24 protein-coding genes are annotated in these 24,177 nt (G+C 69.0%); 6 read left to right on the top strand and 18 right to left on the bottom strand.

The features are described from left to right. Positions 1 to 53 precede the first annotated feature (53 nt). From ACFCVM_RS15155 to dapE, 3 genes are all read right to left on the bottom strand, one after another. Positions 54 to 227, bottom strand: coding sequence for a DUF3117 domain-containing protein (locus tag ACFCVM_RS15155; protein ID WP_067875042.1), 174 nt, complete (start codon positions 225 to 227; stop codon positions 54 to 56). A 140-nt stretch (positions 228 to 367) separates the two neighbouring features. Continuing rightward, positions 368 to 1,600 carry a hypothetical protein gene (locus ACFCVM_RS15160; RefSeq protein ID WP_375837370.1) on the bottom strand — a complete coding sequence of 411 codons (1,233 nt, stop codon included), beginning with the start codon at positions 1,598 to 1,600 and terminating at the stop codon, positions 368 to 370. A 25-nt stretch (positions 1,601 to 1,625) separates the two neighbouring features. Further along, positions 1,626 to 2,726: a succinyl-diaminopimelate desuccinylase gene (gene dapE / locus ACFCVM_RS15165; RefSeq protein ID WP_375837371.1), complete on the bottom strand. Its 1,101-nt coding sequence runs from the start codon at positions 2,724 to 2,726 to the stop codon at positions 1,626 to 1,628. Positions 2,727 to 2,787: 61 nt separating this feature from the next. Between dapE and dapD the strand changes: the two genes are divergently transcribed. Together dapD and ACFCVM_RS15175 are read left to right on the top strand one after the other, a co-directional pair. After that, positions 2,788 to 3,741: a 2,3,4,5-tetrahydropyridine-2,6-dicarboxylate N-succinyltransferase gene (dapD, locus tag ACFCVM_RS15170; protein WP_375837372.1), complete on the top strand. Its 954-nt coding sequence runs from the start codon at positions 2,788 to 2,790 to the stop codon at positions 3,739 to 3,741. 149 nt (positions 3,742 to 3,890) lie between these two features. Beyond that, the gene (locus tag ACFCVM_RS15175; RefSeq protein ID WP_375837373.1) at positions 3,891 to 6,473 is read left to right on the top strand and encodes a penicillin acylase family protein; all 2,583 of its coding nucleotides are present in this window, start codon (positions 3,891 to 3,893) and stop codon (positions 6,471 to 6,473) included. A 60-nt stretch (positions 6,474 to 6,533) separates the two neighbouring features. Here the strand turns inward: ACFCVM_RS15175 and ACFCVM_RS15180 are convergent, their stop codons facing one another. The 5 genes from ACFCVM_RS15180 to ACFCVM_RS15200 all read right to left on the bottom strand — a co-directional run bounded on the left by ACFCVM_RS15180 (position 6,534) and on the right by ACFCVM_RS15200 (position 10,331). Continuing rightward, on the bottom strand, positions 6,534 to 7,844 hold the full coding sequence (locus tag ACFCVM_RS15180; protein WP_375837374.1) for a citrate synthase: 1,311 nt from the start codon (positions 7,842 to 7,844) through the stop codon (positions 6,534 to 6,536). Between the two features lie 183 nt (positions 7,845 to 8,027). Next, positions 8,028 to 9,143: a succinyldiaminopimelate transaminase gene (gene dapC / locus ACFCVM_RS15185; RefSeq protein ID WP_375837376.1), complete on the bottom strand. Its 1,116-nt coding sequence runs from the start codon at positions 9,141 to 9,143 to the stop codon at positions 8,028 to 8,030. Positions 9,144 to 9,145: 2 nt separating this feature from the next. Continuing rightward, on the bottom strand, positions 9,146 to 9,466 hold the full coding sequence (gene fdxA / locus ACFCVM_RS15190) for a ferredoxin (RefSeq protein ID WP_056658762.1): 321 nt from the start codon (positions 9,464 to 9,466) through the stop codon (positions 9,146 to 9,148). Positions 9,467 to 9,504: 38 nt separating this feature from the next. Continuing rightward, positions 9,505 to 9,885 carry a hypothetical protein gene (locus tag ACFCVM_RS15195; RefSeq protein WP_375837378.1) on the bottom strand — a complete coding sequence of 127 codons (381 nt, stop codon included), beginning with the start codon at positions 9,883 to 9,885 and terminating at the stop codon, positions 9,505 to 9,507. Further along, the gene (locus ACFCVM_RS15200; protein ID WP_375837380.1) at positions 9,882 to 10,331 is read right to left on the bottom strand and encodes a hypothetical protein; all 450 of its coding nucleotides are present in this window, start codon (positions 10,329 to 10,331) and stop codon (positions 9,882 to 9,884) included. The genes ACFCVM_RS15195 and ACFCVM_RS15200 overlap by 4 nt, the downstream gene beginning before the upstream one ends. Positions 10,332 to 10,483: 152 nt before the next feature. On the opposite strand from ACFCVM_RS15200, the gene ACFCVM_RS15205 reads away from it, so the two are divergent. After that, positions 10,484 to 11,296 (top strand): enoyl-CoA hydratase/isomerase family protein, encoded by an 813-nt coding sequence (locus ACFCVM_RS15205; RefSeq protein WP_375837381.1) that lies wholly within the window; start codon positions 10,484 to 10,486, stop codon positions 11,294 to 11,296. Positions 11,297 to 11,305: 9 nt separating this feature from the next. Here the strand turns inward: ACFCVM_RS15205 and ACFCVM_RS15210 are convergent, their stop codons facing one another. From ACFCVM_RS15210 to ACFCVM_RS15235, 6 genes are all read right to left on the bottom strand, one after another. Next, positions 11,306 to 12,142, bottom strand: coding sequence for a M23 family metallopeptidase (locus ACFCVM_RS15210; protein ID WP_375837383.1), 837 nt, complete (start codon positions 12,140 to 12,142; stop codon positions 11,306 to 11,308). Positions 12,143 to 12,363: 221 nt separating this feature from the next. Next, positions 12,364 to 14,268, bottom strand: coding sequence for a translational GTPase TypA (gene typA, locus ACFCVM_RS15215; RefSeq protein ID WP_375837384.1), 1,905 nt, complete (start codon positions 14,266 to 14,268; stop codon positions 12,364 to 12,366). A gap of 234 nt (positions 14,269 to 14,502) precedes the next feature. After that, entirely contained in the window at positions 14,503 to 16,272 is a 1,770-nt protein-coding gene (locus ACFCVM_RS15220; protein WP_375837385.1) for a dipeptide ABC transporter ATP-binding protein, read from the bottom strand. Continuing rightward, positions 16,269 to 17,222: an ABC transporter permease gene (locus ACFCVM_RS15225; RefSeq protein ID WP_375837387.1), complete on the bottom strand. Its 954-nt coding sequence runs from the start codon at positions 17,220 to 17,222 to the stop codon at positions 16,269 to 16,271. The genes ACFCVM_RS15220 and ACFCVM_RS15225 overlap by 4 nt, the downstream gene beginning before the upstream one ends. Further along, positions 17,212 to 18,141 (bottom strand): ABC transporter permease, encoded by a 930-nt coding sequence (locus ACFCVM_RS15230; protein WP_375837388.1) that lies wholly within the window; start codon positions 18,139 to 18,141, stop codon positions 17,212 to 17,214. The genes ACFCVM_RS15225 and ACFCVM_RS15230 overlap by 11 nt, the downstream gene beginning before the upstream one ends. A 187-nt stretch (positions 18,142 to 18,328) precedes the next feature. After that, complete coding sequence (locus tag ACFCVM_RS15235) at positions 18,329 to 19,951, bottom strand: ABC transporter substrate-binding protein (protein WP_375837389.1); 1,623 nt, start codon at positions 19,949 to 19,951, stop codon at positions 18,329 to 18,331. Positions 19,952 to 20,158: 207 nt separating this feature from the next. Here ACFCVM_RS15235 and ACFCVM_RS15240 point away from each other — a divergent pair, with 207 nt between their 5' ends. Continuing rightward, positions 20,159 to 20,923 (top strand): CPBP family intramembrane glutamic endopeptidase, encoded by a 765-nt coding sequence (locus ACFCVM_RS15240; RefSeq protein WP_375837390.1) that lies wholly within the window; start codon positions 20,159 to 20,161, stop codon positions 20,921 to 20,923. Here ACFCVM_RS15240 and ACFCVM_RS15245 read toward each other — a convergent pair. Further along, entirely contained in the window at positions 20,869 to 21,348 is a 480-nt protein-coding gene (locus ACFCVM_RS15245) for a hypothetical protein (RefSeq protein ID WP_375837391.1), read from the bottom strand. The two genes, ACFCVM_RS15240 and ACFCVM_RS15245, sit on opposite strands and share 55 nt — an antisense overlap. Positions 21,349 to 21,541: 193 nt before the next feature. Between ACFCVM_RS15245 and ACFCVM_RS15250 the strand changes: the two genes are divergently transcribed. Then, complete coding sequence (locus ACFCVM_RS15250; RefSeq protein WP_375837392.1) at positions 21,542 to 21,745, top strand: hypothetical protein; 204 nt, start codon at positions 21,542 to 21,544, stop codon at positions 21,743 to 21,745. A 12-nt stretch (positions 21,746 to 21,757) separates the two neighbouring features. Here ACFCVM_RS15250 and ACFCVM_RS15255 read toward each other — a convergent pair whose 3' ends face one another. From ACFCVM_RS15255 to ACFCVM_RS15265, 3 genes are all read right to left on the bottom strand, one after another. Then, positions 21,758 to 22,252, bottom strand: coding sequence for a hypothetical protein (locus ACFCVM_RS15255; protein ID WP_375837394.1), 495 nt, complete (start codon positions 22,250 to 22,252; stop codon positions 21,758 to 21,760). A gap of 104 nt (positions 22,253 to 22,356) precedes the next feature. Then, positions 22,357 to 23,058 (bottom strand): anti-sigma factor family protein, encoded by a 702-nt coding sequence (locus tag ACFCVM_RS15260; protein ID WP_375837395.1) that lies wholly within the window; start codon positions 23,056 to 23,058, stop codon positions 22,357 to 22,359. After that, positions 23,055 to 23,561, bottom strand: a complete 507-nt coding sequence (locus ACFCVM_RS15265; protein ID WP_375837396.1) for a sigma-70 family RNA polymerase sigma factor — start codon at positions 23,559 to 23,561, stop codon at positions 23,055 to 23,057. The genes ACFCVM_RS15260 and ACFCVM_RS15265 overlap by 4 nt, the downstream gene beginning before the upstream one ends. A gap of 100 nt (positions 23,562 to 23,661) precedes the next feature. Here ACFCVM_RS15265 and ACFCVM_RS15270 point away from each other — a divergent pair, with 100 nt between their 5' ends. Beyond that, positions 23,662 to 24,177, top strand: coding sequence for a DUF2231 domain-containing protein (locus ACFCVM_RS15270; RefSeq protein WP_375837398.1), 516 nt, complete (start codon positions 23,662 to 23,664; stop codon positions 24,175 to 24,177).

A 24,177-nucleotide genomic window follows, 5' to 3' on the forward strand; every position in this document is an offset into this window, starting at 1 on the left:
TGGAAACGAAACGAGCCCCGAGAGATCTCGGGGCTCGTTTCGAGTGATGTGACTCAGGCGGGATTCACGACGCCACCGAGGACGTCGTACAGCTCCTTGGCCTCAGCATCGTTCACCGAGACGACGAGGCGACCGCCACCCTCGAGTGGAACTCGAACGATGATGAGTCGACCCTCCTTCACAGCCTCCATTGGCCCGTCTCCGGTGCGTGGCTTCATGGCCGCCATTGAGCTCCCCTTTCGTGGCTGAGATTCCATTATCTGCTAACACAGGCGGTGCTGGGAAATCGCCGCGAGCCTGTGGACAAGCCGATTGACGACATCCCACAGACGGAGGGCATTCTCCGTTCGTCGAATTCACCCTCCGATCAGGGAGGCGTCCAATCCCTGCCGTCGATCCCCCAGGCGATGAGCAGCCAACCGAGTTGGAGCAGGAGAGAGAGCGCGACCATGCCCCAGCGGTACCAGCGCGCCCTCGGCTGCGCCATCGCACCGACGAGCGGGAACATCGGCGCGAGCAGGCGGAAGGTGCTCGACTGCGGGAAGAACACCGCGAGCAGGTACAGCGCGTAGCTCGCGAGCCACAGCCGCAGGTCGACGCCGAGCCGGCGCACCGCCGGCAGGAACAGCGTCACCGCGAATCCGGCGATGAGCGCGATGACCACGATCGGGCCGAGCGGCTGGCCGAGCCACCAGTCGGCCGATTGGAACCACGCCGTGAACGGCACGAGTTCCTGGTAGCCGATGTACGCCGAGCGCCAGGCGAGTTCGGTGGCCGTGTACCCGTGCAGCTCTCCCGTCGCCGCCCAGACGACGCCGGGCCAGGCGAGGCCGACGACTCCCGCGAACACCGTCACGGATGCCGCGAGCACCCGTTCCCGCATGGGGAACGGGTCGCTCCGCCGCGAGAACCAGCGCCACAGCCAGTGCAGGCCGAGCGTGAGGGCGAAGGCGAGCGCCCCGGGCCGCGTGAACGCCCACACGGCGAGCACGGGCACGAGCCATCCGTATCGTCGATCGACGAGCAGGAGCAGCGCGAGCGCGAGCCACAGGAGGCCGAGCGATTCGGCGTAGCCGAACTGCATGATCGGCGAGACCGGCGCCACGCAGAAGAGCACGACGGCGAAGAGCGCCCGGTCGGGTTCGAGGAACCGCGACATGAGCCGGTACGTGATGAGTGCCGCTCCGAGACCGGCGGCGAGCGACACGATGACGGATGCCACGTTCCACGGCACCCCGAACGAGGTGACGAGGCCGACGAACATCGGGTAGACGGGCAGGAACGCCCACGCGTTCTCGGCGACCTGACCGGTCTCGGTCAGCGGGAGGTCGGCCGGGTAGCCGCCCAGCCAGATGATCTGGTACCACCGCGCATCCCAGAGGTTCGCGTACTCGAAGTAGCCGGGGCGGGCCTGTGTCCAGGGGTTCGAGCCCTGGAGGCTCGCCATCACGAGCACCATCGACGTGGTGATCGCGCGGGCCCCCAGGAAGATCAGGGCGACCTTCGCCCACCATGGAGCCACCCGCCAGCGCACCCGCGGCGACCAACGCGTCGCGCGGAACGGGTCGGGTTCGCGGAGGGCGGCCGACGGCGTGGTCACGGGGTGCTCTTCGAGGCCGGGCGGCTCAGGCGGTGGTGCCGGTCAACCAGGCGCGGAGCGCGACCTCGGTGTGCAGGATCTGGGCGACGTCGACCCGCTCGTCGTCGGCGTGGGCCTTGAGCGGGTCGCCCGGGCCGAAGTTCACCGCGGGGATGCCGAGGGCGCTGAAGCGCGCGACATCCGTCCAGCCGTACTTGGGGCGTGCCTCGGCGCCGACCGCACGCACGAACTGTTGTGCGAGCGGGTCGTCGAGGCCGGGGCGTGCGCCCTCGGCGCTGTCGACGATCGCGACCTCGAAGCCGTCGAAGAACTCGGTGACGAAGGCGGATGCCTCGGCGACGCTGCGGCTCGGCGCGAACCGGTAGTTGACGGTGAGCACGGCCTCGTCGGGGATCACGTTGCCCGCGATGCCGCCCGAGACGAGCACGGCGTTCAGGCCCTCGCGGTACGCGAGCCCGTCGACCTCGACGGTCTCTGCCTCGTACTCCGCGAGCTTCGCGAGCGCCGGTGCGAGCTTGTGGATCGCGTTCTCGCCCACCCAGCTGCGTGCCGAGTGCGCCCGCAGCCCGGTCGTCCACACCTCGGCGCGCAGGGTGCCGTTGCAGCCGCCCTCGACCTGCCCGTTCGACGGTTCGCCGAGGATGGCGAAGTCGCCGGCGAAGAGGTCGGGACGAGTGCGCGAGAGCCGCCCGAGGCCGTTGAGCGAGGCCGCGACCTCCTCGTTGTCGTACCACATCCAGGTGAGGTCGACGATGGGATCGGTGAGCTCGAGCGCGAGCTTCAGCTGTACCGCGACCCCCGCCTTCATGTCGACCGTGCCGCGCCCCCACAGGTACTCGACGCCGTCTTCGGTCTCGAACCGGGTCGGCAGGTTCTCGTTGATCGGCACGGTATCGATGTGGCCCGCGATCACGACTCGGCGGTCACGACCGAGGTTCGTGCGCGCGACGATGGTGTCGCCGTCGCGGATCACCTCGAGATGGGATGCCCCGGCGAGCGCCTGCTCGACGAGGTCGGCGAGCAGCGACTCGTCGCCCGACACGCTCGGCACGTCGCAGATCGCCTGCGTGATGGCGACGGAATCGGCGGTCAGGTCGAGCGTGAGCGGTGTTGCGGCGGGAGGCATGCCCCCAGTCTACGAATGCCGCGCAGCGTCACAGCCCGACCGGGCTCGGTACCCTTGAACCATGCCCACGAACGACGTCGCGCCCAGCCCTGCCCGTCTCGCCTCCGCAACCGGACTCGCGACCGTCGCCGCAGACGGCACCGTGCTCGACACGTGGTTCCCGGCACCGGTGCTCGGTGTCGACGCCGCGCCGCTCACGGCCGAGCACCTCGCACTCGCCGGTGCCGACGAGCGCCGCGCCGTCACCGTCGAAGCCGTCGATCTCACGATCGACCTCGATGCGGCCCCGACGGGCACGAGCGACGCGTACCTGCGGCTGCACGTGCTCTCGCACCTGCTCGCAGCGCCGAACACGGTGAACCTCGACGGCATCTTCGCCCACCTGCCCGCCGTGGTCTGGACCAACGCGGGCCCGGTGCATCCGACCGACTTCGACCGTCTGCGCCCGGCGCTGCAGCGCGCCGGCATCCACGCGGTCAGCGTCGACAAGTTCCCGCGCCTGCTCGACTACGTCACGCCCGAGCGGGTGCGCATCGCCGACGCCGCACGCGTGCGCCTCGGCGCGCACCTCGCGCCGGGCACCACCGTGATGCACGAGGGCTTCGTGAACTTCAACGCCGGCACGCTCGGCGCCTCGATGGTCGAGGGCCGCATCTCGCAGGGTGTCGTCGTCGGCGACGGCTCCGACATCGGCGGCGGGGCATCCATCATGGGCACCCTCTCGGGCGGCGGCACGCAGCGCGTCGTCATCGGCGAGCGTGCGCTGCTCGGCGCGAACTCGGGCATCGGCATCTCGATCGGCGACGACAGCGTCGTCGAAGCGGGGCTCTACGTCACCGCCGGCACGAAGGTCGTGCTGCACGGCGGCCCCGGCGAACGACCGAACACCGTCAAGGCCGTCGTGCTCTCGGGCGTGCCGAACCTGCTCTTCCGGCGCAACTCGCTGAATGGCCAGGTCGAGGCTCTCTCCCGCTCGGGCGAGGGTGTGCAACTGAACGCCGCGCTGCACGCGTAGCCCCCCGGAATCGCGCGGCTCGGGCCTCGCGGGTCGTGCCACATCACAGCCCTGCAACGACCGGTCGCAACTCCCGCCGTCTCGGCTACAGTTGGTGACTCGGGCCGCCACGGGGCGGCCCTCCCGCTTGCGCATCACGAAGGAGTGACGTGGGTACCGACGCACCGCGAACCAGTCGGCATCGGGCGATGCGGTTCGTCATCGGCCTGCTCGTCACCGTGCTCGTGCTCGCAGTCGTCGCGGCCGGACTCGGCTGGTGGACGGTGCAGCGATCCTTCCCGACCACGAACGGTGCGATCGACGTCCCGGGGCTCGGCGCAGAGGTGACCGTCATCCGTGACGATGCCGGCATCCCGCAGCTCTACGCGGAGACCGACCACGACCTGTTCTTCGCGCAGGGCTACGTGCACGCGCAGGACCGCTTCTGGGAGATGGACTTCCGTCGGCACGTCACGGCCGGCCGGCTCGCCGAGATGTTCGGCGAATCGCAGGTCGGCACCGACACGTTCATCCGAACGCTCGACTGGCGGGGCATCGCCCAGCAGGAGTACGACGCGCTCGGCGAGGTGCCGAAGGCCTACTACGACGCCTACGCCGAGGGCGTCAACGCCTACCTCGACGAGCGCAGCGGTGCCGACCTCTCGCTCGAGTACGCGGTGCTCGGGCTGCAGAACCCCGGCTACTCCCCCGAGCCGTGGTCGGGCGTCGACTCGATCGCGTGGCTGAAGGCCATGGCGTGGGACCTGCGCTCGAACCTCGGAGACGAGATCGACCGCGCGATGCTCTCGACCGTGCTCCCGCCAGAAGAGGTCGCGCGCCTCCACCCCGACTTCTCGTGGGACACCATGCCCACGATCGTCGGCGGCCAGCCCGTGGCGGCGACCGCCGCCCTCTCCACGACCCCGATCTCCGGCGCTGCCGACACGATCGAGACCGAAGCCGCCGCGGCCTCCGCGCCGGCCTCCGACTACGTCGCCGCCCTCGGCACGCTGCGCGCTGCGATCGACGGAGTACCCGAACTGCTCGGCCCCGAGGGCGGCGACATCGGCTCGAACTCCTGGGTCGTGGGCGGCGCGCTGACCGAGTCGGGCCTGCCCCTCCTCGCGAACGATCCGCACCTCGGGCCGGCGATGCCCTCGATCTGGACCCAGATGGGCCTGCACTGCGTCGAGGTAACCGAGGCATGCGGATTCGACGTCGCCGGGTACTCGTTCTCGGGCCTGCCCGGCATCGTCATCGGGCAGAACCAAGCCGTCGCCTGGGGCTTCACGAACCTCGGACCCGATGTCGCCGACCTGTACCTCGAACGCATCAGCGGCGACACCTACGAACTCGACGGCGTGCAGATGCCGCTCACGATCCGCGATGAGGTGATCGAGGTCGCGGGCGGCGACCCCGTCACGATCACGGTTCGCTCCACGGCACGCGGTCCGATCGTGACCGACATCCGAGACGACTTCGGCGATGTCGGCGCGCAGTACCCCGCGGCATCCGGCCAGCCCGAAGGCGACTACGCCGTGTCACTGCAGTGGACCGCGCTGACGCCCGGCACCACCGCCGGCGCGATCTTCGCACTCGACCGGGCGCAGGACTGGGACGGCTTCCGGGCCGCCGCCGCACTCTTCGACGTGCCGGCGCAGAACCTCATCTACGCGGATGCCTCGGGCAATATCGGCTATCAGGCGCCCGGCCGCATCCCCGTGCGCAAGGCAGGCGACGGCACGCTGCCGCTGCCCGGTTGGACGAGCGAGAACGGCTGGTCGGACACGATCCCGTTCGACCAGTTGCCCTCGGTGCTGAACCCGCCCGCCGGGTACCTCGTCACGGCCAACAACGCGGCCGCCGGCCCCGACGGTCCGATGCTGACGAAGGACTGGGACTACGGCTACCGCGCTGCCGGCATCGACCGCCTGATCCGCGAACGCATCGACGCCGGCGAGAAGTTCACGGTCGACTCGCTCGCCGAGATCCAGCTCGACACCGGTGATGCCAACGCCGATGCCCTCCTCCCGGTCATCGCGTCGCTCGATCTCATCGGCGACGCCGGACGCGGAGCCGACCTCCTCCGCGGCTGGGACGGCAGCGCCGACGCCGACAGCGCGCAGGCCGCCTACTTCGCCGTGTTCTGGCGCACCCTGCTCGACGACATGTTCGGCGGGCTGCCCGAGTCGACGCGGCCGCAGGGCGGCGACCGCTGGTTCAGCGTCGTCGGCACGCTGCTCGACGAGCCCGAGTCCACGTGGTGGGCGAACGACGAGCTCGACGTCGCCGGCCGCGACGGGATGATCGCGCACGCCCTCGGTGCCGCATGGGCCGAGTCGACCGACCGCATGGGGTCGAACACCGATTCCTGGCGCTGGGGCCGCCTGCACACGCTGACACTCACGAACCAGAGCTTCGGCGAATCCGGCATCGCGCCCATCGAGTGGCTGTTCAACCGCGGCCCGTACGAGCTCGGCGGCGGCTCGGCGGTCGTGAACGCGATCGGGTGGGATGCGAGCATCGGCTACGGCGTCGACTGGGTGCCGTCGATGCGCATGGTCGTCGACCTGGCCGACCGCGACGCCTCACGCTGGATCAACCTGACCGGCGCCTCCGGCCACGCATTCCACGCGAACTACGCCGACCAGGCCCCGCTCTGGCAGCACGGCGAGCTGCGCGACTGGGCCGTCAGCCGCGAGGCGATCGAGGCCGACGCCCGCGACACCCTGACGCTGAACCCCGCCGGCTGACCTCGAACGACGAGACGCCGGCCCCGCCCGAAGGCGGAACCGGCGTCGTCGTGGTGCGGATCAGACCGAGGGGTAGTGCCGCTCGGCCTCGCCGATGTAGAGCTGCTGCGGGCGCCCGATCTTCGTCTGCGGGTCGACGTTCATCTCGCGCCAGTGCGCCATCCAGCCGGGCAGGCGGCCGATCGCGAAGAGCACGGTGAACATGCGCGTCGGGAAGCCCATCGCCTTGTAGATGACACCCGTGTAGAAGTCGACGTTCGGGTAGAGACGACGCTCCTTGAAGTAGTCGTCCTGCAGGGCGAACTGCTCGAGCTCCTTCGCGATGTCGAGCAGCGGGTCGGCGACGCCGAGTCCGGCGAGCACCTCATCGGCCGACTGCTTGACGATCGTCGCGCGGGGGTCGTAGTTCTTGTAGACGCGGTGCCCGAAGCCCATGAGCTTCACGCCGTCTTCCTTGTTCTTCACGCGCTCGACGAACTTCTCGACGCCTTCGCCGGAGTCGCGGATGCGGGCGAGCATCTGCAGCACTGCTTCGTTGGCACCGCCGTGGAGCGGGCCCGAGAGCGCCTGGATGCCCGCGGAGATCGAGGCGTAGAGGTTCGCGCCGGTCGAGCCGACGAGGCGGACGGTCGACGTCGAGGCGTTCTGCTCGTGGTCCTCGTGCAGGATCAGGAGCCGGTCGAGCGCGGTCGAGAGCACCGGGTCGACCTGGAACGGTTCGGCCATGTTGCCGAAGTTCAGCTTCAGGAAGTTGTCGACGAACGACAGCGAGTTGTCGGGGTACAGGAACGCCTGGCCGATCGACTTCTTGTGCGCGTAGGCGGCGATCACCGGAAGCTTCGCAAGCAGGCGGATCATGGTGAGCTCGACCTGCTCGGGATCGTTCGAGTCCGTCGAGTCCTCGTAGTAGGTCGAGAGCGCCGACACCGCGCTCGAGAGCACGGACATCGGGTGCGCCGTGTGCGGCAGCGACGAGAAGAAGCGCTTCAGGTCTTCGTGCAGCAGCGTGTGGTGCCGGATCTTCTCGTCGAACTCGCCAAGCTGATCGGCCGTCGGCAGCTCGCCGTAGATGAGCAGCCACGCCACCTCGAGGTACGTCGAGTTCGCTGCGAGCTCTTCGATCGGGTACCCGCGGTATCGCAGGATGCCCTGCTCGCCGTCGATGTAGGTGATCGCCGACCGCGTCGACGCGGTGTTCACGAACCCGTAGTCGAGCGCGGTGAGCCCGGTCTGCCGGGTCAGCGTCGAAACGTCGATGCTCGAGTTGCCCTGCACCGCACGGTGGACGGGCAGTTCGGCGGTGGTGCTGCCGAACTTCAGGGTCGCGGTCTGGGGGGTCTCCCCAGCCGCATTGTTCACGACGTCGCTCACGGCGCCTCCTGTGATCGTCACTTGCGCGGTCACCTGCTTTCCGGTCGTGGCCCTCAGGGCGGCCGCGGTCCGAATACAGCCTAGACGGGCTCCGAACACACTGTCGCACCCGCCAACAGATCATCTTATCCGTTGGTGAGAGTCACAGCCGACGGGGTCGTTCCAGCCGCGATCTCCCGGATGTCAGGCCGCAGCCGCGGCCCGGAGCCGCTCGGCCGCAGCCGCGATGCGCTCGTCGGTCGCCGTCAGCGAGAGTCGCACATGCTCGGGGTGGTGCACCCCGTAGAAGTGGCCGGGGCCGGCGACGATGCCGAGGTCGGCGAGCCTGCCGATCGACTCCCACGCGTCGCGCCCCTCGCTCGCCCAGAGGTAGAGCCCGGCCTCGCTGCGGTCGATGCGGAACCCTGCGGCCTCGAGTGCGGGCTTCAGCAGTTCGCGCCGCGCGCGGTAGCGCGCCTTCTGCTCGGCGACGTGCACGTCGTCGCGAAGAGCGGCGATCATCGCGGCCTGCAGCGGCTGCGGAAGCATGAGCCCCGCGTGCTTGCGCACGGTCGTGATTCGCCCGATGACGCTCCGGCAGCCCGCGATGAAGGCCGTTCGGTAGCCGGCCATGTTCGACTGCTTCGACAGCGAGTAGGCCACGAGCGTGTTGCGACGGCTGTCGCCGACGACGCGCGGGTCGAGCAGGCTCGGGATCGGGGCATCCGCCCACTCGCCCTCCCACCCGAGCTCCGCGTAGCACTCGTCGCCGACGATGATCGCGTCGAGCTCGAGTGCCCGCTCGCGAGCCGCTCGCAGTTCGTCGATCGTGAGCACCCGCCCGTCGGGGTTGCCGGGGCTGTTCAGCCACACGAGCTTCGTCTCGGCGGGCCACTCTGCCGGGTCGTCGGAGGCCATCGACGTGGCGCCGACGAGCACGGCGCCCATCTCGTAGCTCGGGTACGCCGCTCGGGGGTGCACGACGACGTCGCCCTCGCCGAGCCCCAGCAGGAAGGGCAGGAGCGCGACCAGCTCTTTGGAGCCCACCGTCGGCAGCACGTTCGCCTCGGTGAGTCCGGTGACGCCGCGGCGACGGGCGAACCAGTCGATGATGGCACCGCGCAGCTCGTCAGTGCCGGTCGTCAGCGGGTAGGCGTGGGCATCGGTCGCGTTCGCGAGCGCCTCGCGCACGAGCGCCGGCGTGGGATCCACCGGCGAGCCGATCGACAGGTCGACGACGCCCTCGGGGTGAGCTGCGGCGCGCTCACGGAACGGCGCCATGAGGTCCCACGGGTAGTCGGGCAGTTCGCCGCGAGCCATGCTCAGTGCGCCTGGGGCGGGAGCACCGCGATCACGGGGTGGTCCTTCGGGATCACGCCGATCTTGGCGGCACCGCCGGGCGAGCCGATGTCGTCGAAGAACTCGACGTTCGCCTTGTAGTAGTCGGCCCACATCTCGGGCAGGTCGTCTTCGTAGTAGATGGCCTCGACGGGGCAGACCGGCTCGCATGCACCGCAGTCGACGCATTCGTCGGGGTGGATGTAGAGCGAGCGCTCACCCTCGTAGATGCAGTCGACAGGGCATTCGTCGATGCAGGCGCGGTCTTTGACGTCGACGCACGGAAGGGCGATGACATAGGTCACGGTGTTCGCTGTCCCTTCGAAAGGCTGGGAGTCCCAGTCTATGCGTCGCGCGGACGGGCCGACGGCAGCTTCGGCCACGCGACGACGAGCACCGCGATGAGGGCGGGCGCGACCGACCAGATGGTGCCCGTCAGATCGTCGACGATGAGCACCGAACCACCCGGCCCCGGCAGCGTGAGCACGGCGACCGCGACGATGACACCGGCCCCGGCCGCCGCAGCGGCCCACCGGCCGCCGGCGACGAGACGGATTCCGACGAGGAGCGCCGCGACGCCGATGAGCGCCGCCGCGAGGCCCCACGGGATCGAGACCTCGCCGATGCTGAGCGACGCTCGATGCCCGACGGTGCCGAGCGCGCCGTAGACGAGCCCGACCAGGAAGGCGACGACGATCGTGCCGAGACTCGTTCGACTCGTCATTTCGGCTGCTGGGTGACCGTGTACGAGACGACGTCGCCGTCGCCCGCGAGCAGCACGATGTACTCGCCGTTGGAGTACACGACGGCACTCGCCGTGTCACCGTTCAACGTGGTGTCCTCGGTGAAGCCTGCAGCTTCGAGCTTCGCGGCAGCGTCGGCGACGGGATCCGCCGCGCTCGACGTGACCATCACGACCCAGCCCTCGCTGGCCCCAGCTCCCGCGGCGAAGCTGATCTCGCCGTCGATGAGCGCGACCGCTTCGGGGAAGTCGGCGGGCAGTTCGCCGCTGAGGCTGACGTCGCCGCCGGTGGCGCCTTCGATGGCGTCTTCGACGCCCTGGTTGACGAGGTCGCCCGGATTCGGGAAGCAGCCCGAGAGCATGGTCAGCGCCAGTACGGCGATCACCGCGGCGCTGCCCGCCCGACGGCGGGTGATGGACTGTCGCATGGCCGGCTCCTCGTGTGCAGCGATCTGGGCGATGGGGCGGGTCGGCACCACGCGGCATCCGATCGCCCCGTTCGGAATTCTACCGCCCGGCCATCGCGAGGCGATGGCGTAGCGTGGGCCGGGACACGGAACGGACCGTGCGGAGAGGACCGATGATGGCCGAGCCCAGCACTCAGGAGAACGGGCCCGACGTGCGCGTCGAGCGCGACGGCAGTCTCGCGATCGTGACGATCGACCGCCCCAAGGCGCTGAACGCCCTCTCCCCCGACGTGCTCGCGTCACTGCTCGGCGCATTCGAGTCCCTCGCCGCAGAGGGCAGCGCCGTTCGCGGCGTGCTGCTCACCGGGGCCGGCGGACGCGCCTTCGTGGCGGGCGCCGACATCCGGGCGATGGCGGGGCTCACGCCCGAGCAGGGCGAGGAGTCGTCACGACTCGGCCACCGGGTGGCAGCGGCGATCGAAGGACTCTCCGCCCCCGTCATCGCGTGCGTCGACGGCTTCGCACTCGGCGGCGGCCTCGAGCTCGCGCTCTCGTGCGACTTCATCTATGCGACGGATGCCTCGAGCTTCGGTCAGCCCGAGGTGCACCTGGGCCTCATCCCCGGCTTCGGCGGCACCGTGCGGCTTCCCCGCGCGGTCGGGCTCGCCCGCGCCAAGGAACTCATCTACACGGGACGCCGCATCGACGCCGCCGAGGCGGTCGCGATCGGGCTCGTCGTGCGGTCGTTCCCCGACCGCGAGTCGCTCTTCGCCGGTGCGCGAGCGACCCTCGACGAGGTCGGAGCGAACGCCGCGCCGGCCGTCGGGCTCGCCAAGCGCGTGCTCGTCGACGCCGCGGGCCGCCGCACCGAGTCGGCGAGCGACCTCGAGATCGCGGCCTTCGGCGACGCGTTCCGCACTCACGACATGCGCGAGGGCGTCGCGGCCTTCATCGAGAAGCGAGACCCGGCCTTCACCGGCGCCTAGCTCGCCGAATCAGCCGATCCGCGCCGACAACCAGGCGAAGCCGTCGAAGCGCGCACCGTCGCCGCCGAACATCTCGAGGTGCAGGTGGGGGCCGGTCGACTGACCGGTCGTACCGACGACTCCGAGCTGCTGACCTGCGGTGACCTGCTGCCCGACCGAGACGGCGATCGAGCCGAACTGCATGTGCGCGTACGAGCTCGTGATGAGCTCACCGCCGATGTTGTGCTGCACCTCGACGTTGACGCCGAGCCCGCCGCCGTTCTCGGTGGCGAGCACGACGACGCCGTCGGCGATCGACATCACGGGCGTGCCGTTGCCGGGAGTGAAGTCGACGCCGTCGTGGAAGGTCGAGCATCCGGCACAGGGTGCCGAACGCGGCCCGTAGCCGCCGCTGCGCTTCTCGGGCGTCTGCACCGGCCAGACGATCGTGTCGGTGTCGATGAGCTGCACGCTGCCGAGGCTCGCGACCTGCGACGTGATGGGCGGCGGTGCGACCTCCACGTCGTACTGCTCGGCGGCGAGCTCGGACATGATGCCCTCGCTGCCGACCTCGACGGTCTGGGGCGCGTACTCGATCGTGTCCTCAGCCGGCGCGTAGACCGAGGCGCGGGCGATCGTGTCGGTCGCGGTCACGGCCAGCGCGGGGACGCTCGTGGCGACCATCATGGCGCCGGCGAACGACATCGCGATCACGGAGAGGACCGGCCGAAGCGTCGCAGCGCCGGAACGAGCAGCACCCGTGCGGGCGAAACGGTTCCGGATTCCGGCGAGGCCGGTGCGAAGTGCGGGGGTGGGGCGGGCAGGGCTGGAGGTGGCCGCGCGGCGGCCGTGCTTGGGGGGAGTCATATGGGGGTGCGTTACGTATTTTCTGAGTCAGGTTCGAGACAACCTCAGCTACGGTACGCACCGACTCTGGGAGGAACCTCCGATGCACATGCATATTCCCCCGGAACCCGTGAGAGCGTTCTCCCCCAGTCAGGACGCGAGAGAGCAGGCAGAACGCGAAACGAGCGGATGCCCCGGGGTCGTTCGACCCCGGGGCATCCGCTCGTCTGCGTCGGCGACTGCTAGTTCTGCTTCTTCAGACGCGACGTCGTGCGGGCACGGGCCGTCGCGTCGAGCTCGACCTTGCGGATGCGCACGGCGGCCGGCGTGACCTCGACGCACTCGTCTTCACGGGCGAACTCGAGGCACTCCTCGAGCGAGAGCTGGCGCGAGGGCGTCATCGACTCGAACGTGTCGGAGGTCGACTGACGCATGTTCGTCAGCTTCTTCTCCTTCGTGATGTTCACGTCCATGTCGTCGTTGCGCGAGTTCTCGCCGATGACCATGCCCTCGTAGACCTCTTCGGTCGGGTTCACGAAGAAGGTCATGCGCTCCTGCAGGGCGATGATCGCGAACGGCGTCACGACGCCCGAGCGGTCGGCCACGATCGAGCCGTTGTTGCGGGTCACGATCTGGCCCGCCCACACGTCGTACCCGTGCGAGATCGCGTTCGCGATGCCGGTGCCGCGGGTCGTCGTCATGAACTCCGTGCGGAAGCCGATGAGGCCGCGGCTCGGGACGATGAACTCCATGCGAACCCAGCCGGTGCCGTGGTTCGACATGTTGTCCATGCGGCCCTTGCGAGCAGCGAGCAGCTGCGTGATCGCACCGAGGTACTCCTCGGGGGCGTCGATCGTGAGGTGCTCGTAGGGCTCGTGCACCTTGCCGTCGATCTGCTTGGTGACCACCTGGGGCTTGCCGACGGTGAGCTCGAAGCCCTCACGGCGCATCTGCTCGACGAGGATCGCGAGCGCGAGCTCGCCGCGGCCCTGCACCTCCCACGCGTCGGGGCGGCCGATGTCGAGGACCTTGAGCGAGACGTTGCCGACGAGCTCGCGGTCGAGGCGGTCCTTCACCATGCGGGCGGTGAGCTTGTGGCCCTTGACCTTGCCGACGAGCGGCGAGGTGTTCGTGCCGATCGTCATCGAGATGGCCGGCTCGTCGACCGCGATGATCGGGAGCGGACGCACGTCTTCGGGGTCGGCGAGCGTGTCGCCGATCATGATGTCCTCGAAGCCCGCGACCACGGCGATGTCGCCCGGGCCGGCGCTCTCGGCGGGGAAGCGGTCGAGCGCCTTCGTGAGGAAGAGCTCGGTCACGCGCACGTTCTGGACGCTGCCGTCGTGCTTGACCCAGGCGACCGTCTGGCCCTTCTTGATGGTGCCGTGGAAGACGCGGAGCAGGGCGAGGCGACCGAGGAACGGCGAGGCGTCGAGGTTCGTGACGTGCGCCTGCAGGGGGTGCTCGTCGTCGTAGACCGGCGCCGGGATGTGCTGCAGGATCGCCTCGAAGAGGGGCTCGAGGTCGTCGTTGTCGGGGAGTTCGCCATTGCCGGGCTTGTTGTGGCTCGCTGCGCCGTTGCGGCCCGAGGCGTAGACGACCGGCACGTCGAGGATCGCGTCGAGGTCGAGGTCGGGCACGTCGTCGGCGAGGTCGGAGGCGAGGCCGAGCAGGAGGTCCTGGCTCTCGGCGACGACCTCGTCGATGCGGGCGTCGGGACGGTCGGTCTTGTTGACGAGGAGGATCACCGGCATGCGGGCTTCGAGCGCCTTGCGGAGCACGAAGCGGGTCTGCGGCAGCGGGCCCTCGCTCGAGTCGACGAGGAGGACGACGCCGTCGACCATCGACAGGCCGCGCTCGACCTCGCCGCCGAAGTCGGCGTGACCCGGGGTGTCGATCACGTTGATCGTGATCGGGCCGTCGACGGCGTGCTTGCCCTTGTACGAGATCGCCGTGTTCTTGGCGAGGATCGTGATGCCCTTCTCGCGCTCGAGCTCGTTCGAGTCCATGGCGCGCTCTTCGACGTGCGCGTGCGCGTCGAAGGAGTTCGTCTGGTTGAGCATCGCGTCGACGAGCGTGGTCTTGCCGTGGTCGACGTGAGCGACGATCGCGACGTTTCGCAGATCGTTCCGGGTGGCGTTGGCCATGTTTGGTCCTCGAGGGTGCCGGCCCCCCGTCGCCCCCGAGCAAGAGTTCAGCGCACGGAGACAGCGTGGAAGCGCTGAGATGAAGGTCTGTGGGGAGCGCAGGATGCCGCAGTGACGGCGTGCGCCCCTCTAGCGTACCCTGCCCCGCGCCCTGCGAAGCTGAGAACGCGAAAGCGCCCGGCCTCCGAGTGATCGGATGCCGGGCGCTCGCGTCGTGCGCGTCGCGCTCGGTGCCTAGGCGCCGAGCTCGATGCTGGCACCCGGGATCGCCGCGAGGAGATCCTTCGTGTACTGCTCCTGGGGGTGGTCGAACACCTCGTCGGTGGTCGCCGCCTCGACGATGCGGCCCTTCTGCATCACGCAGACGTGGTCGGCGATGACGCGCACGACCGCGAGGTCGTGCGTGATGAAGAGGTACGTGAGTCCGAGTTCGGCCTGCAGGTCGGCGAGCAGGCGCAGGATCTGAGCCTGCACGAGCACGTCGAGCGCCGAAACGGCCTCGTCGAGCACGACGATCTCGGGCTTCAGCGCGAGCGCACGCGCGATCGCGATGCGCTGGCGCTGGCCGCCCGAGAGTTCGTTCGGGTAGCGGCTGATGAGCGTGCGCGGCAGCGACACCTGGTCGAGCAGCTCGTAGACCCGCTCACGGCGGCTGGCACTGGTGCCGACCTTGTGCGTGAACAGCGGCTCGGCGATGGTGTTGCCGATGTTCCGCAGCGGGTTCAGCGAACCGTACGGGTCCTGGAAGACCGGCTGCATGCGGCTGCGGAGGTTGAAGAGCTCCTTGCCGGTCACGCTCGCGAGGTCTTTGCCGCCGACGACGATCTTGCCGCTCGTCGCGTCCTCGAGCTTCAGCAGCATCTTCGCGACGGTCGACTTGCCCGAACCCGACTCGCCGACGAGTGCCATGGTGGTGCCCTTGGGAATCTCGAACGAGACCTTGTCGACCGCGGTGAAGTCGCCGGAGCCGCGGATCTTGAAGACCTTGGTGAGGTCTTCGACGACGATCGCCGGCGCTGCCGCGGGAGCGGCGGCGAGTGCCTCGGCACGCGCCTCGGCGGTCGCGATCAGGTCGATCGAGTCGCCCGCCGCGGTCGCTGCGCCCTCGGCGATCGACGACTCGGCCGCCGAGATCGAACCCGTCGCCTGGATGCGGCGCGAGGCGAGGCTCGGTGCCGCGGCGACGAGTCGCTGCGTGTAGGGGTGCTGCGGGTTCTGCAGGATCTCGACCGACGGGCCCGACTCGACGACGCGGCCCTTGTACATGACGACGAGCTGCTCGGCACGCTCTGCGGCGAGACCGAGGTCGTGCGTGATGAAGAGCAGGGTCGTGCCGAGTTCGCGGGTCAGCGACTCGAGGTGGTCGAGGATGACGCGCTGCACGGTGACGTCGAGCGCCGAGGTCGGCTCGTCAGCGATGAGCAGCTGCGGGTTCGCCGCGAGGCCCATGCCGATGAGCACACGCTGACGCATGCCGCCCGAGAACTGGTGCGGGAACTGACGCATGCGACGGTCGGCGTCGCCGAGCCCCGCCTGCTTCAGCACCTCGACGGCGCGCTTCTTGACCTCTTTGCGACCGGTGGCGATGCCGTTGGCCTTGATGGCCTCCTCGACCTGGAATCCGATCGACCACACGGGGTTCAGGTTCGACATCGGGTCCTGGGGGACGAAGCCGATCTTGCGGCCGCGAACGGCCTCCATGTCCTTCTTGGACGCCTTCGTGAGGTCTTGACCGTCGAGGAGGATCTGGCCCCCCGAGACGTGGCCCGTGCCGGGAAGCAGGTTGATGATCGCGTGCGCGGTCGTCGACTTGCCCGAGCCCGACTCCCCCACGATCGCAAGGCTCTGCCCGCGGTAGAGGGTGATGTTGACCCCGTCGACGGCCTTGACGAGGCCGTCCTGGGTGTTGAAGCCGACCTGGAGATCCTTGATCTCGAGCAGCGGGCGTTCGGCGCCGGTGGCGCGTTCTGATTGCACGTTCGATCCGTTCGAAGTCTCGCTCATCGCTGCGCCCTCGCCTTCGGGTCGAGCGCGTCGCGCACGACCTCGCCGAGCATGATGAAGCTCAGCACGGTGACCGACAGTGCGATCGAGGGCAGGATCAGCGTCTGGGGCGCGGTACGCAGCGAGGTCTGCGCCTGGCTGATGTCGTTGCCCCACGACATGATGTCGGTCGGCAATCCGACGCCGAGGAACGACAGGGTCGCCTCCGCGACGATCGCCGAGGCGAGCGAGATGGTCGTGATGACGATGACCGGTGCGATCGAGTTCGGCAGCACGTGACGCACGAGGATCCGGAACCGCGAGACACCGAGCGCCGTGGAGGCCATGACGAAGTCGGCGTTCTTCACCCGCAGGATCTCGGCACGGAGCACACGAGCCGTCGCCGGCCACGCGAACAATCCGATCGCGAGCGAGATCACCCACACGTTCCGGTAGGCCGAGAGCACCGACATGATGACGACGGCGGCGAGGATGTAGGGGATCGAGAAGAAGATGTCGCCCAGGCGCGAGAGCACCGAGTCGAGCCATCCGCCGTAGAAGCCCGCGAACGCGCCGAAGACGATGCCGAGCAGCGCCACGAGGAACGTGACGATGAGGCCGACGGCCAGCGACGTCGACGTGCCGTGGATGATGCGCGAGTAGATGTCGCAGCCCTGCTTCGTGAAGCCGAGCGGGTGGCCCTCGGTCGGACCCGCGTTGCTGTTCGCGAGGAGGCAGCCGTTGTTCGGCGGCGTCTGCGTGAACAGGCCGGGGAACAGGGCGACGACCACGACGAGGAGGATCAGCACGGAGGAGATCCAGAACATCGGGCGCTTGCGCACGTCGTTCCATGCGTCGGTCCAGAGGTTCGAGGGCTTGCCCTCGGCCTTGACCGAGTCGATGGCGACGAGCGGCGTCTCTTCCAGCGGAGCGACGTAGTGCTGCTGGTCTGGTCTGGTGTTACTTGGCATAACGGATCCTCGGGTCGAGAACGGCGTACAGGAGATCGACCAGCAGGTTCACCACGAGGTAGATCAGCACCATGATCGTCACGAAGGAGACGACGGTCGGCCCCTCACCTCGGATGATCGCCTGGTAGAGCGTGCGGCCGACGCCGGGCACGTTGAAGATGCCCTCGGTCACGGTGGCACCGACCATCAGCGTGCCGAAGTCGACGGCGAGGTAGGTGACGACGGGGATGAGCGAGTTGCGCAGGATGTGCACGGGGACGATGCGCCCACGGGAGAGGCCCTTGCTCGCGGCAGTGCGAACGAAGTCCTGTCCGTCGGTGTCGATGACCGACGCCCGTGTCAGTCGAACGATCTGGGCGAAGCTGATGGTGGCCAGCACGATGGCCGGCAATATCAGGTCTTGCGTTGGAGCCCCTGGCCCGACCGTGGTTCTGAACCACCCCAGATAGATGCCGAAGAACCACTGCATCACGAACGCCAGCACGAAGATCGGCAGCGAGATGAGGATGAGGCTCACGACGAGCGCGCTGGCGTCGAAGATGCCGCCCTTGCGGAGGCCCGAGATGAGGCCGATCGAGATGCCGGCCACCATTTCGAAGAAGACCGCCATCGCAGCGAGGCGAAGCGTCACCGGGAAGGTGGCCATCAGGATCTCGGAAACCGGCTGACCCGAGAACGAGACGCCGAGGTCACCCTTGAAGATGTTGCCGAGGAAGATGAAGTACTGGACGATGAACGGCTGGTCCAGGTGGTACCGCTCGCGCAGGGCTTCGATGACCTGAGGGGGCGGGGTCTTGTCGCCGAAGAGCGCGACGATCGGATCGCCGGGCATGGCGAAGACCATGAAATAGATCAGGAATGTGGTGCCGAGCAGGACAGGGATCGCCTGCAGCAGTCGGCGCAGGATATAGCCGGCCATGGATCAGGCCCTGCGTTCTGCGAATGTGGACATGTTGAAAGAAACCTCACCGTTGTGCGAGTTCGACTCCACGATGTTACGCCGATCAGGTGAACACCGTGGATACGTGGGAGTGGGGCGGCAGCCTGCTCGGCTGCCGCCCCACGGGCGCCTCAGAGTCTAACCCCGAGTCGTCCTTGATCGAGAATTACTCGCTCTTGGTGATCTGGTAGTACAGCGGCACCGAGTTCCAGCCGAACTCGACGTCGTTGACGACCTCGCTCCAAGCACCGTTGACCGTGGAGTACCACAGCGGAACGGCGGGGAGGTCCTGGAACAGGATCTCCTGTGCGGCCTGGAACTTCTCGTTCGCGGCAGCGATGTCAGTCTGGGCGAGGCCCTCGCTGAGCAGCGTGTCGACCTCGGGGTTCGAGTAGTCGCCGTCGTTCGAGCCGGCACCGGTTCCGTAGAGCGGGCCGAGGAAGTTGAAGAGCGCCGGGTAGTCCGCCTGCCAGCCCGAACGGAAGGCCGTCTGGATGGTGCGGTCGGTGATCTTCGTGCGCGCCTCAGCGAACGTGGGGTACGGGTCGCCGGCGGCGTCGATGCCCAGGTCGTTCTTCAGGCCGTTCGCAACAGCGTCGACCCAGGCCTGGTGGCCACCGTCGGCGTTGTACGCGATCTTGAAGGTGCCGTCCCAAGGAGCGATGGCGTCGGCCTCGGCCCACAGCTTCTTCGCCTCTTCGGGGTTGTACTCGAGCACCTCGGAGCCGGGGATCTCTTCCGAGTAGCCGTCGATGACCGGCGACGTGAAGTCGTGCGCCGGGGTGCGGGTGCCGGAGAAGATCACGTCGGTGATCTCGTCGCGGTTGATCGCCATCGAGATCGCCTGGCGGCGGAGGTTGCCCTCTTCACCCGAGAAGTGCGGGAGACGCGCGGGGATCGTGAACGACTGGAAGATCGCAGCCGCCTGCGTGATCGCACGGTCGCCGAACTCGTCCTCGAACGTGGCCAGAGCCGAGTCGGGGATCGCGTCGAGCACGTCGAGGTTGCCGCCCTGGAGGTCGGCGTACGCGGCGTCCTGCGAGGCGTAGAAGATGATGTCGAGGCCGCCGTTGACTGCCTTGCGGGGGCCGTCGTAGTCGGGGTTCACGACGAGGTCGATCTTCTCGTTGTGCTTCCAGGCGTCTTCGCCGTCGAGCATGTACGCGCCGTTGCCGACCGGGTTCTCACCGAAGGTCGCGAGGTCCTCGAAGGCCGACTCGGGCAGCGGGTAGAAGGCCGAGTAGCCGAGGCGCAGCGGGAAGTCCGACTCGGGCTGCGACAGCGCGACCGTGAAGGTCGTGTCGTCGACGACCTCGAGGCCCGGAAGCTCGGGGACCGACTCGTCGTAGCTGAAGCCCTCGATGGACTCGAAGAAGTACTGCGAGAGCTGCTCGTTGGCAGTGTCTGCACCGTAGTTCCAGGCGTCGACGAACGAAGCGGCCGTGACGGGCTCGCCGTTCGTGAACTTCTGGTCGGCCTTGAGCTTGATCGTGTAGTTCTGCGCGTCGTCGGTCTCGATCGACTCGGCGACGTCGTTGTGCGCAGCACCCTTGGCGTCGTAGTAGACGAGGCCCGCGAAGATCGCGTCGAGGATCTTGCCGCCACCGACCTCGTTGGTGTTGGTGGGGATCAGCGGGTTCTGGGGCTCGGAGCCGTTGGTCGTGATGACCGCGGTGGCATCTCCGGCGGGTGCCGACGGGTCAGCGCCGCCGCTCGTGCAGCCCGACAGCGTCAATGCGCCGGCGGCAGCAAGAGCAATGGCTGCAACGCCGATTCTCTTGATCTTCAATGTTCCTCCTGATGAGATGTGCGACGACAGCACGGCTCGTGGCCGCGCTGGAGCGCTGGTAGATCGAGACTATGAACCCGACCTCCGGTAAGCAAACCAGAAGGGCAAACCGTTACCGACGCGCAACCTAGCGACACACGCCTCGGCGGATTCCGTCGCGAATCCGCACGAATCTTGCGTCTGAGCCGCTCATGCGATGATTGCCGCATGTCTTCTGCACGGCGGCTGCGGCTCGAGGTCGTCATCGTGCTCGGACTCTCGCTCGGGGCATCCGCCGTCTACTCGATCGTCTCGATCATCGCGAAGCTCACCGCCGAGACGCCGCTCGGCGAGCAGACGGTCGCCTTGAACCCCTCGCGCGCGCCTCGCGAGTGGCTCGATTTCACGTACCAGTTCCTCGACGTCTTCTTCGGTCTCTTCGCCGTCGCGCTCGTGCTCTACCTGCTCTGGGCGCCCGGCACGAACCCGTTCCGCCGCATCGGCCTCGACCTGACGAGACCGGGGCGCGACGCGGCATCCGGCGTGCTGCTCGTGCTCGCCATCGGCGTGCCCGGACTCGCGCTCTACGCGCTCGGCCGATCCCTCGGCCTGACCGTGGCGGTCGAGGCGTCACCGGCCGAGTGGCTGTGGTGGACGGTACCGGTCCTCGTGTTCCGGGCGCTCGAGGCCGCGCTGACCGAAGAGGTCATCGTCGTCGGCTACCTCTTCACCCGGTTCAGGGAGCTCGGCGTCGGCCCGTGGGCGACGATCCTCTCGAGCGCCGTGCTGCGCGGCACGTACCACCTCTACCAGGGCATCGGGCCGTTCTTCGGCAACGTCGCGATGGGCATCGTCTTCGGCTGGTGCTACCAGCGCTGGGGTCGCACGATGCCGCTCGTCATCGCGCACTGGATCCTCGACATCGTGTCGTTCGTCGGCTATCCGCTCGCGCTCGGCTGGTGGCCGGGGCTCTTCGCCGCCTCGGCCGACTGAGCGGGTCGGACGGTCCGATCAGGCTGGTCCGTGCGGATCGGATGCCGCGTGCGGGTCGTTCTCGGCATGTGCTCGCTCCTGCCGAGCGCGACGACCGTCGTCGGCATCGGCGGCAGGACCTCCTCGGCCGGCTCGACCCGCAGGTCGGAGTCCGTCGCCCGAACGCGCGCCAGGTCGAGCCCGCTGCGCCGCGACGGCGAGCAGACGGGAGAGTAGAAGCCCTCGTCGCCGAAGACGCTGCCGCTCGAGAAGTCGGTGATCGACTGGGCTCTTCGCAGCGCCTCGGCCGTGGCGGGATCTCGTCGTTCGAGGAGACCGGCCCGCTGCTCGAGCCCGAGGCCGCGACCCGCGAGCATCGAGGTGCCGACGAGGAAGCCCACGAACCCGACGGTCGTGAGCACCGTGATCAGATCAACGGACATCATGCCCCCTCTGCTTCGAGAGAACCCGGGCCCTCCGACAGAACCCGTGGGTAATCCGAGAGAACCTCAGTGTACTCCCGGGCGCGCCCCTCGGGGTCGCCCTGATCCGTCGGATCGTGCTGCTCGCGAGCATGGAGGCACCCCTCACCACGAGGGGGCGGCGGGCACCGCCGGACACCAGGGATGGAACCGAACCATGTCACTCGCCGCAGCCTTCGCCGCGGGCCACCTCGCGGCCCGCGCCACCGACCGCCGCTTCCGCGCGACGGAGGCGGAGATCGACGCCGCGCACGAGCGCGTCGCGGCTCGACGCCGCGCCCTCGTCGCGGTCACCGCCCCGGCTCCCGAACGTCGCGACTACACGGAGCGCGGTCGCCACGCGGCGCCGCGCCCCGCCTAGACCGCCGACACGTCAGCCGCCGATCTTCTCCCCTGCCGGCGTGAGCACCCACCACACGTTGTTCACGCCCTGGCCGTTCGTGTCGCCCGAGGCGCTGTCGCCCGCGAAGTAGTAGAGCGGCCAGCCGTTGAGCGTCACCTGCGTCGAGCCGTCGACGCCCGTGATGGTGCCGATCTCACCGGTCACGCCCTCGACCTCCGGGGCATCCGACTCGGTCGTCACCGCGGGCCAGTTGGTCGCGCACTCGCCTTCGCAGCTGCTCGCGTCCGCCCCCTGGGTGTCGTTGTCGAACATGTAGACCGTCATTCCCTCACCGTCGACCACGATCTCGCCGAGGTCCGAGTCGGCGGTGGTGAGCAGTGCCTCGGGCGACTCGCCCATGTCGGGCGACTCGGTCTCCGCCGAGGTGCCCGCGTCCGTCGGCTCCTCTGCCGCGGGGGCGGAGCACCCTGCGAGTGCGACGACGAGGCCCATGACGGCCAGTCCTGTTGCGATGCGCAGCTTCATATCCGGTCCTTCTCTCGTGCTCGCGGCCGCGATGTGCGACCTCTCCAGAAGCACGAGACGCAGCGCCGGATGGTTCACACCGACTCGCTCGAACCCGCTCCGACTCAGTCGAACTCGCTCCGCATGAGCACGTCGCCGCTGCCCATCGCCCGGATCTCGAGCGACGCGATCTCGTCGAGATCGAGGGCGGCGCCCGCCGACAGCCGGGCGGAGGATCCGGGACTGGCCCGCCAGCTCGACACGTCGGTGCGCTCGCCGTCGCGACCGACGACGACGAGCGCGTACGGCCAGCCGCCGGGCGGGGCATCGGATGCCTCGGCATCGGCGTAGCTGCAGTCGAGCTCGATCCTCGTGCCCCATGCGACCTGCGTCAGCGTCGCCGTCGCGGAGAGCGGCAGGTCGGCGACCGCCTCGAACGCGACCGATTCGGAGGAGAACTGCGGCCGGGTGACGGCGAGCGGCACCGCGATCGCGCCGATGACGATCACCGCGGCCGCCGCGGAGGCGGTCCACCAGGTGCGCGCCCGCCGACGACGGCGCCGGCGATCCTCCACCCGCACCGCGTCGAGGAGGTCGTCGCGGGGTGCCGGCAGGGGCTCGGCACCCGGCTCGCCGAGGAGCGCCTCGGCGCGTTCGGGCGAGAGCCGTGCGAGGAGCCCGGGCATCGGGGCGAGCTCGGCGACGGACCGGCGACAGAGCTCGCACGTCTCGAGGTGCTGCTCGAACTCGCCGCGCTCGGCGGGCGAGAGCGCGCCGAGCACGTAGGCCGAGTCCCAGTCGGCGAAGCGCGCGTGATCCGGGTTCATCGCGTCACCCCTTTCTCCTGCAGCGCGAGCCGCAGGGCCCGAAGCCCGTAGTGCAACCGGGACTTCACCGTACCCTCGGGGATGCCGAGCCGCCGAGCAACCTCGGCCACGCTGCATCCGCCGTAGTAGGCATGCACGATCACCGCCCGATGCTCGAGGCTCAACGTCGCCATCGCCTCCTCGACGAGCAGGCTCTCGAACAGCGCGTCGGTCGCGTCGTGCTCCGCGCGTTCGGGGGTCTCCGCGACGCCGATCTCGTGCCGGCGACGCGCGCTCCGCGCCTCGTCGATCACGAGGTTCCGGGCGACCGTGATCATCCACGATCTCGTCGACGCCGGTTCCTGGGCCATGATGCGAGGATTCCGCCACGCACGGAGCAGGGTCTCCTGCACGATGTCGTCGGCGCCGGCGGCGTCGCCGGTGAGGTGCACCACGTACCTCCACACCGACGGCCCGTGCGCGTCGTAGAGCGCGGCCAGACGACTGTCGTCATCGAGCGGCATCCATCACCTCCGGTTCTCTGCCCTGAGAACGAGAGCGCGCTCCGAATCGTTCATTCGCCGCGAGGGTGAACCCGAGCGGCGTCGGCGTCGTGTTCACGGCATGGATCCCACGAATCTCGCGCCCGTCGCCTCGGAGGACGTCCTCCAGATCGCGGGGCTGCCGCTGCATCCGCTCATCGTGCACGCCGTGGTCGTGCTCACGCCACTCACGGTACTCGCCCTGCTGCTCGGCGCATTCTGGCCGGCGGCCCGCCGCCGACTCGGCATCGTGACCGCGCTCGGCGCCGCCCTCGTGCTCGTGCTCGTGCCGATCACGGTCGCCGCCGGCCAGTCGCTCGCCGAACGGATCGGGCCGGTTCCCGCGGTCGCGCGGCACCAGCAGTTCGGCGAGATGCTCCTGCCGTGGGCGATCGCGCTCTTCGTCGTCGCGGCGGCCCAGTGGGCGTGGTTCCGCTACGGCGACGAGCGGATGCGCCGCGGCTCGCCCGGTGCGGCACGGGCGGTGCGCATCGGGCTCGCGGCGGCATCCGTCGTGGTCGGGGTCGGCACCGCCGTGCTGCTCGTGCTCATCGGCGACTCAGGAGCCCGCGCCGTGTGGGGCGGGCTCCTGAGCTGA

The organism is Agromyces sp. NPDC056389 (assembly GCF_042262385.1).
In the GTDB taxonomy this organism is placed as follows: domain Bacteria; phylum Actinomycetota; class Actinomycetes; order Actinomycetales; family Microbacteriaceae; genus Agromyces.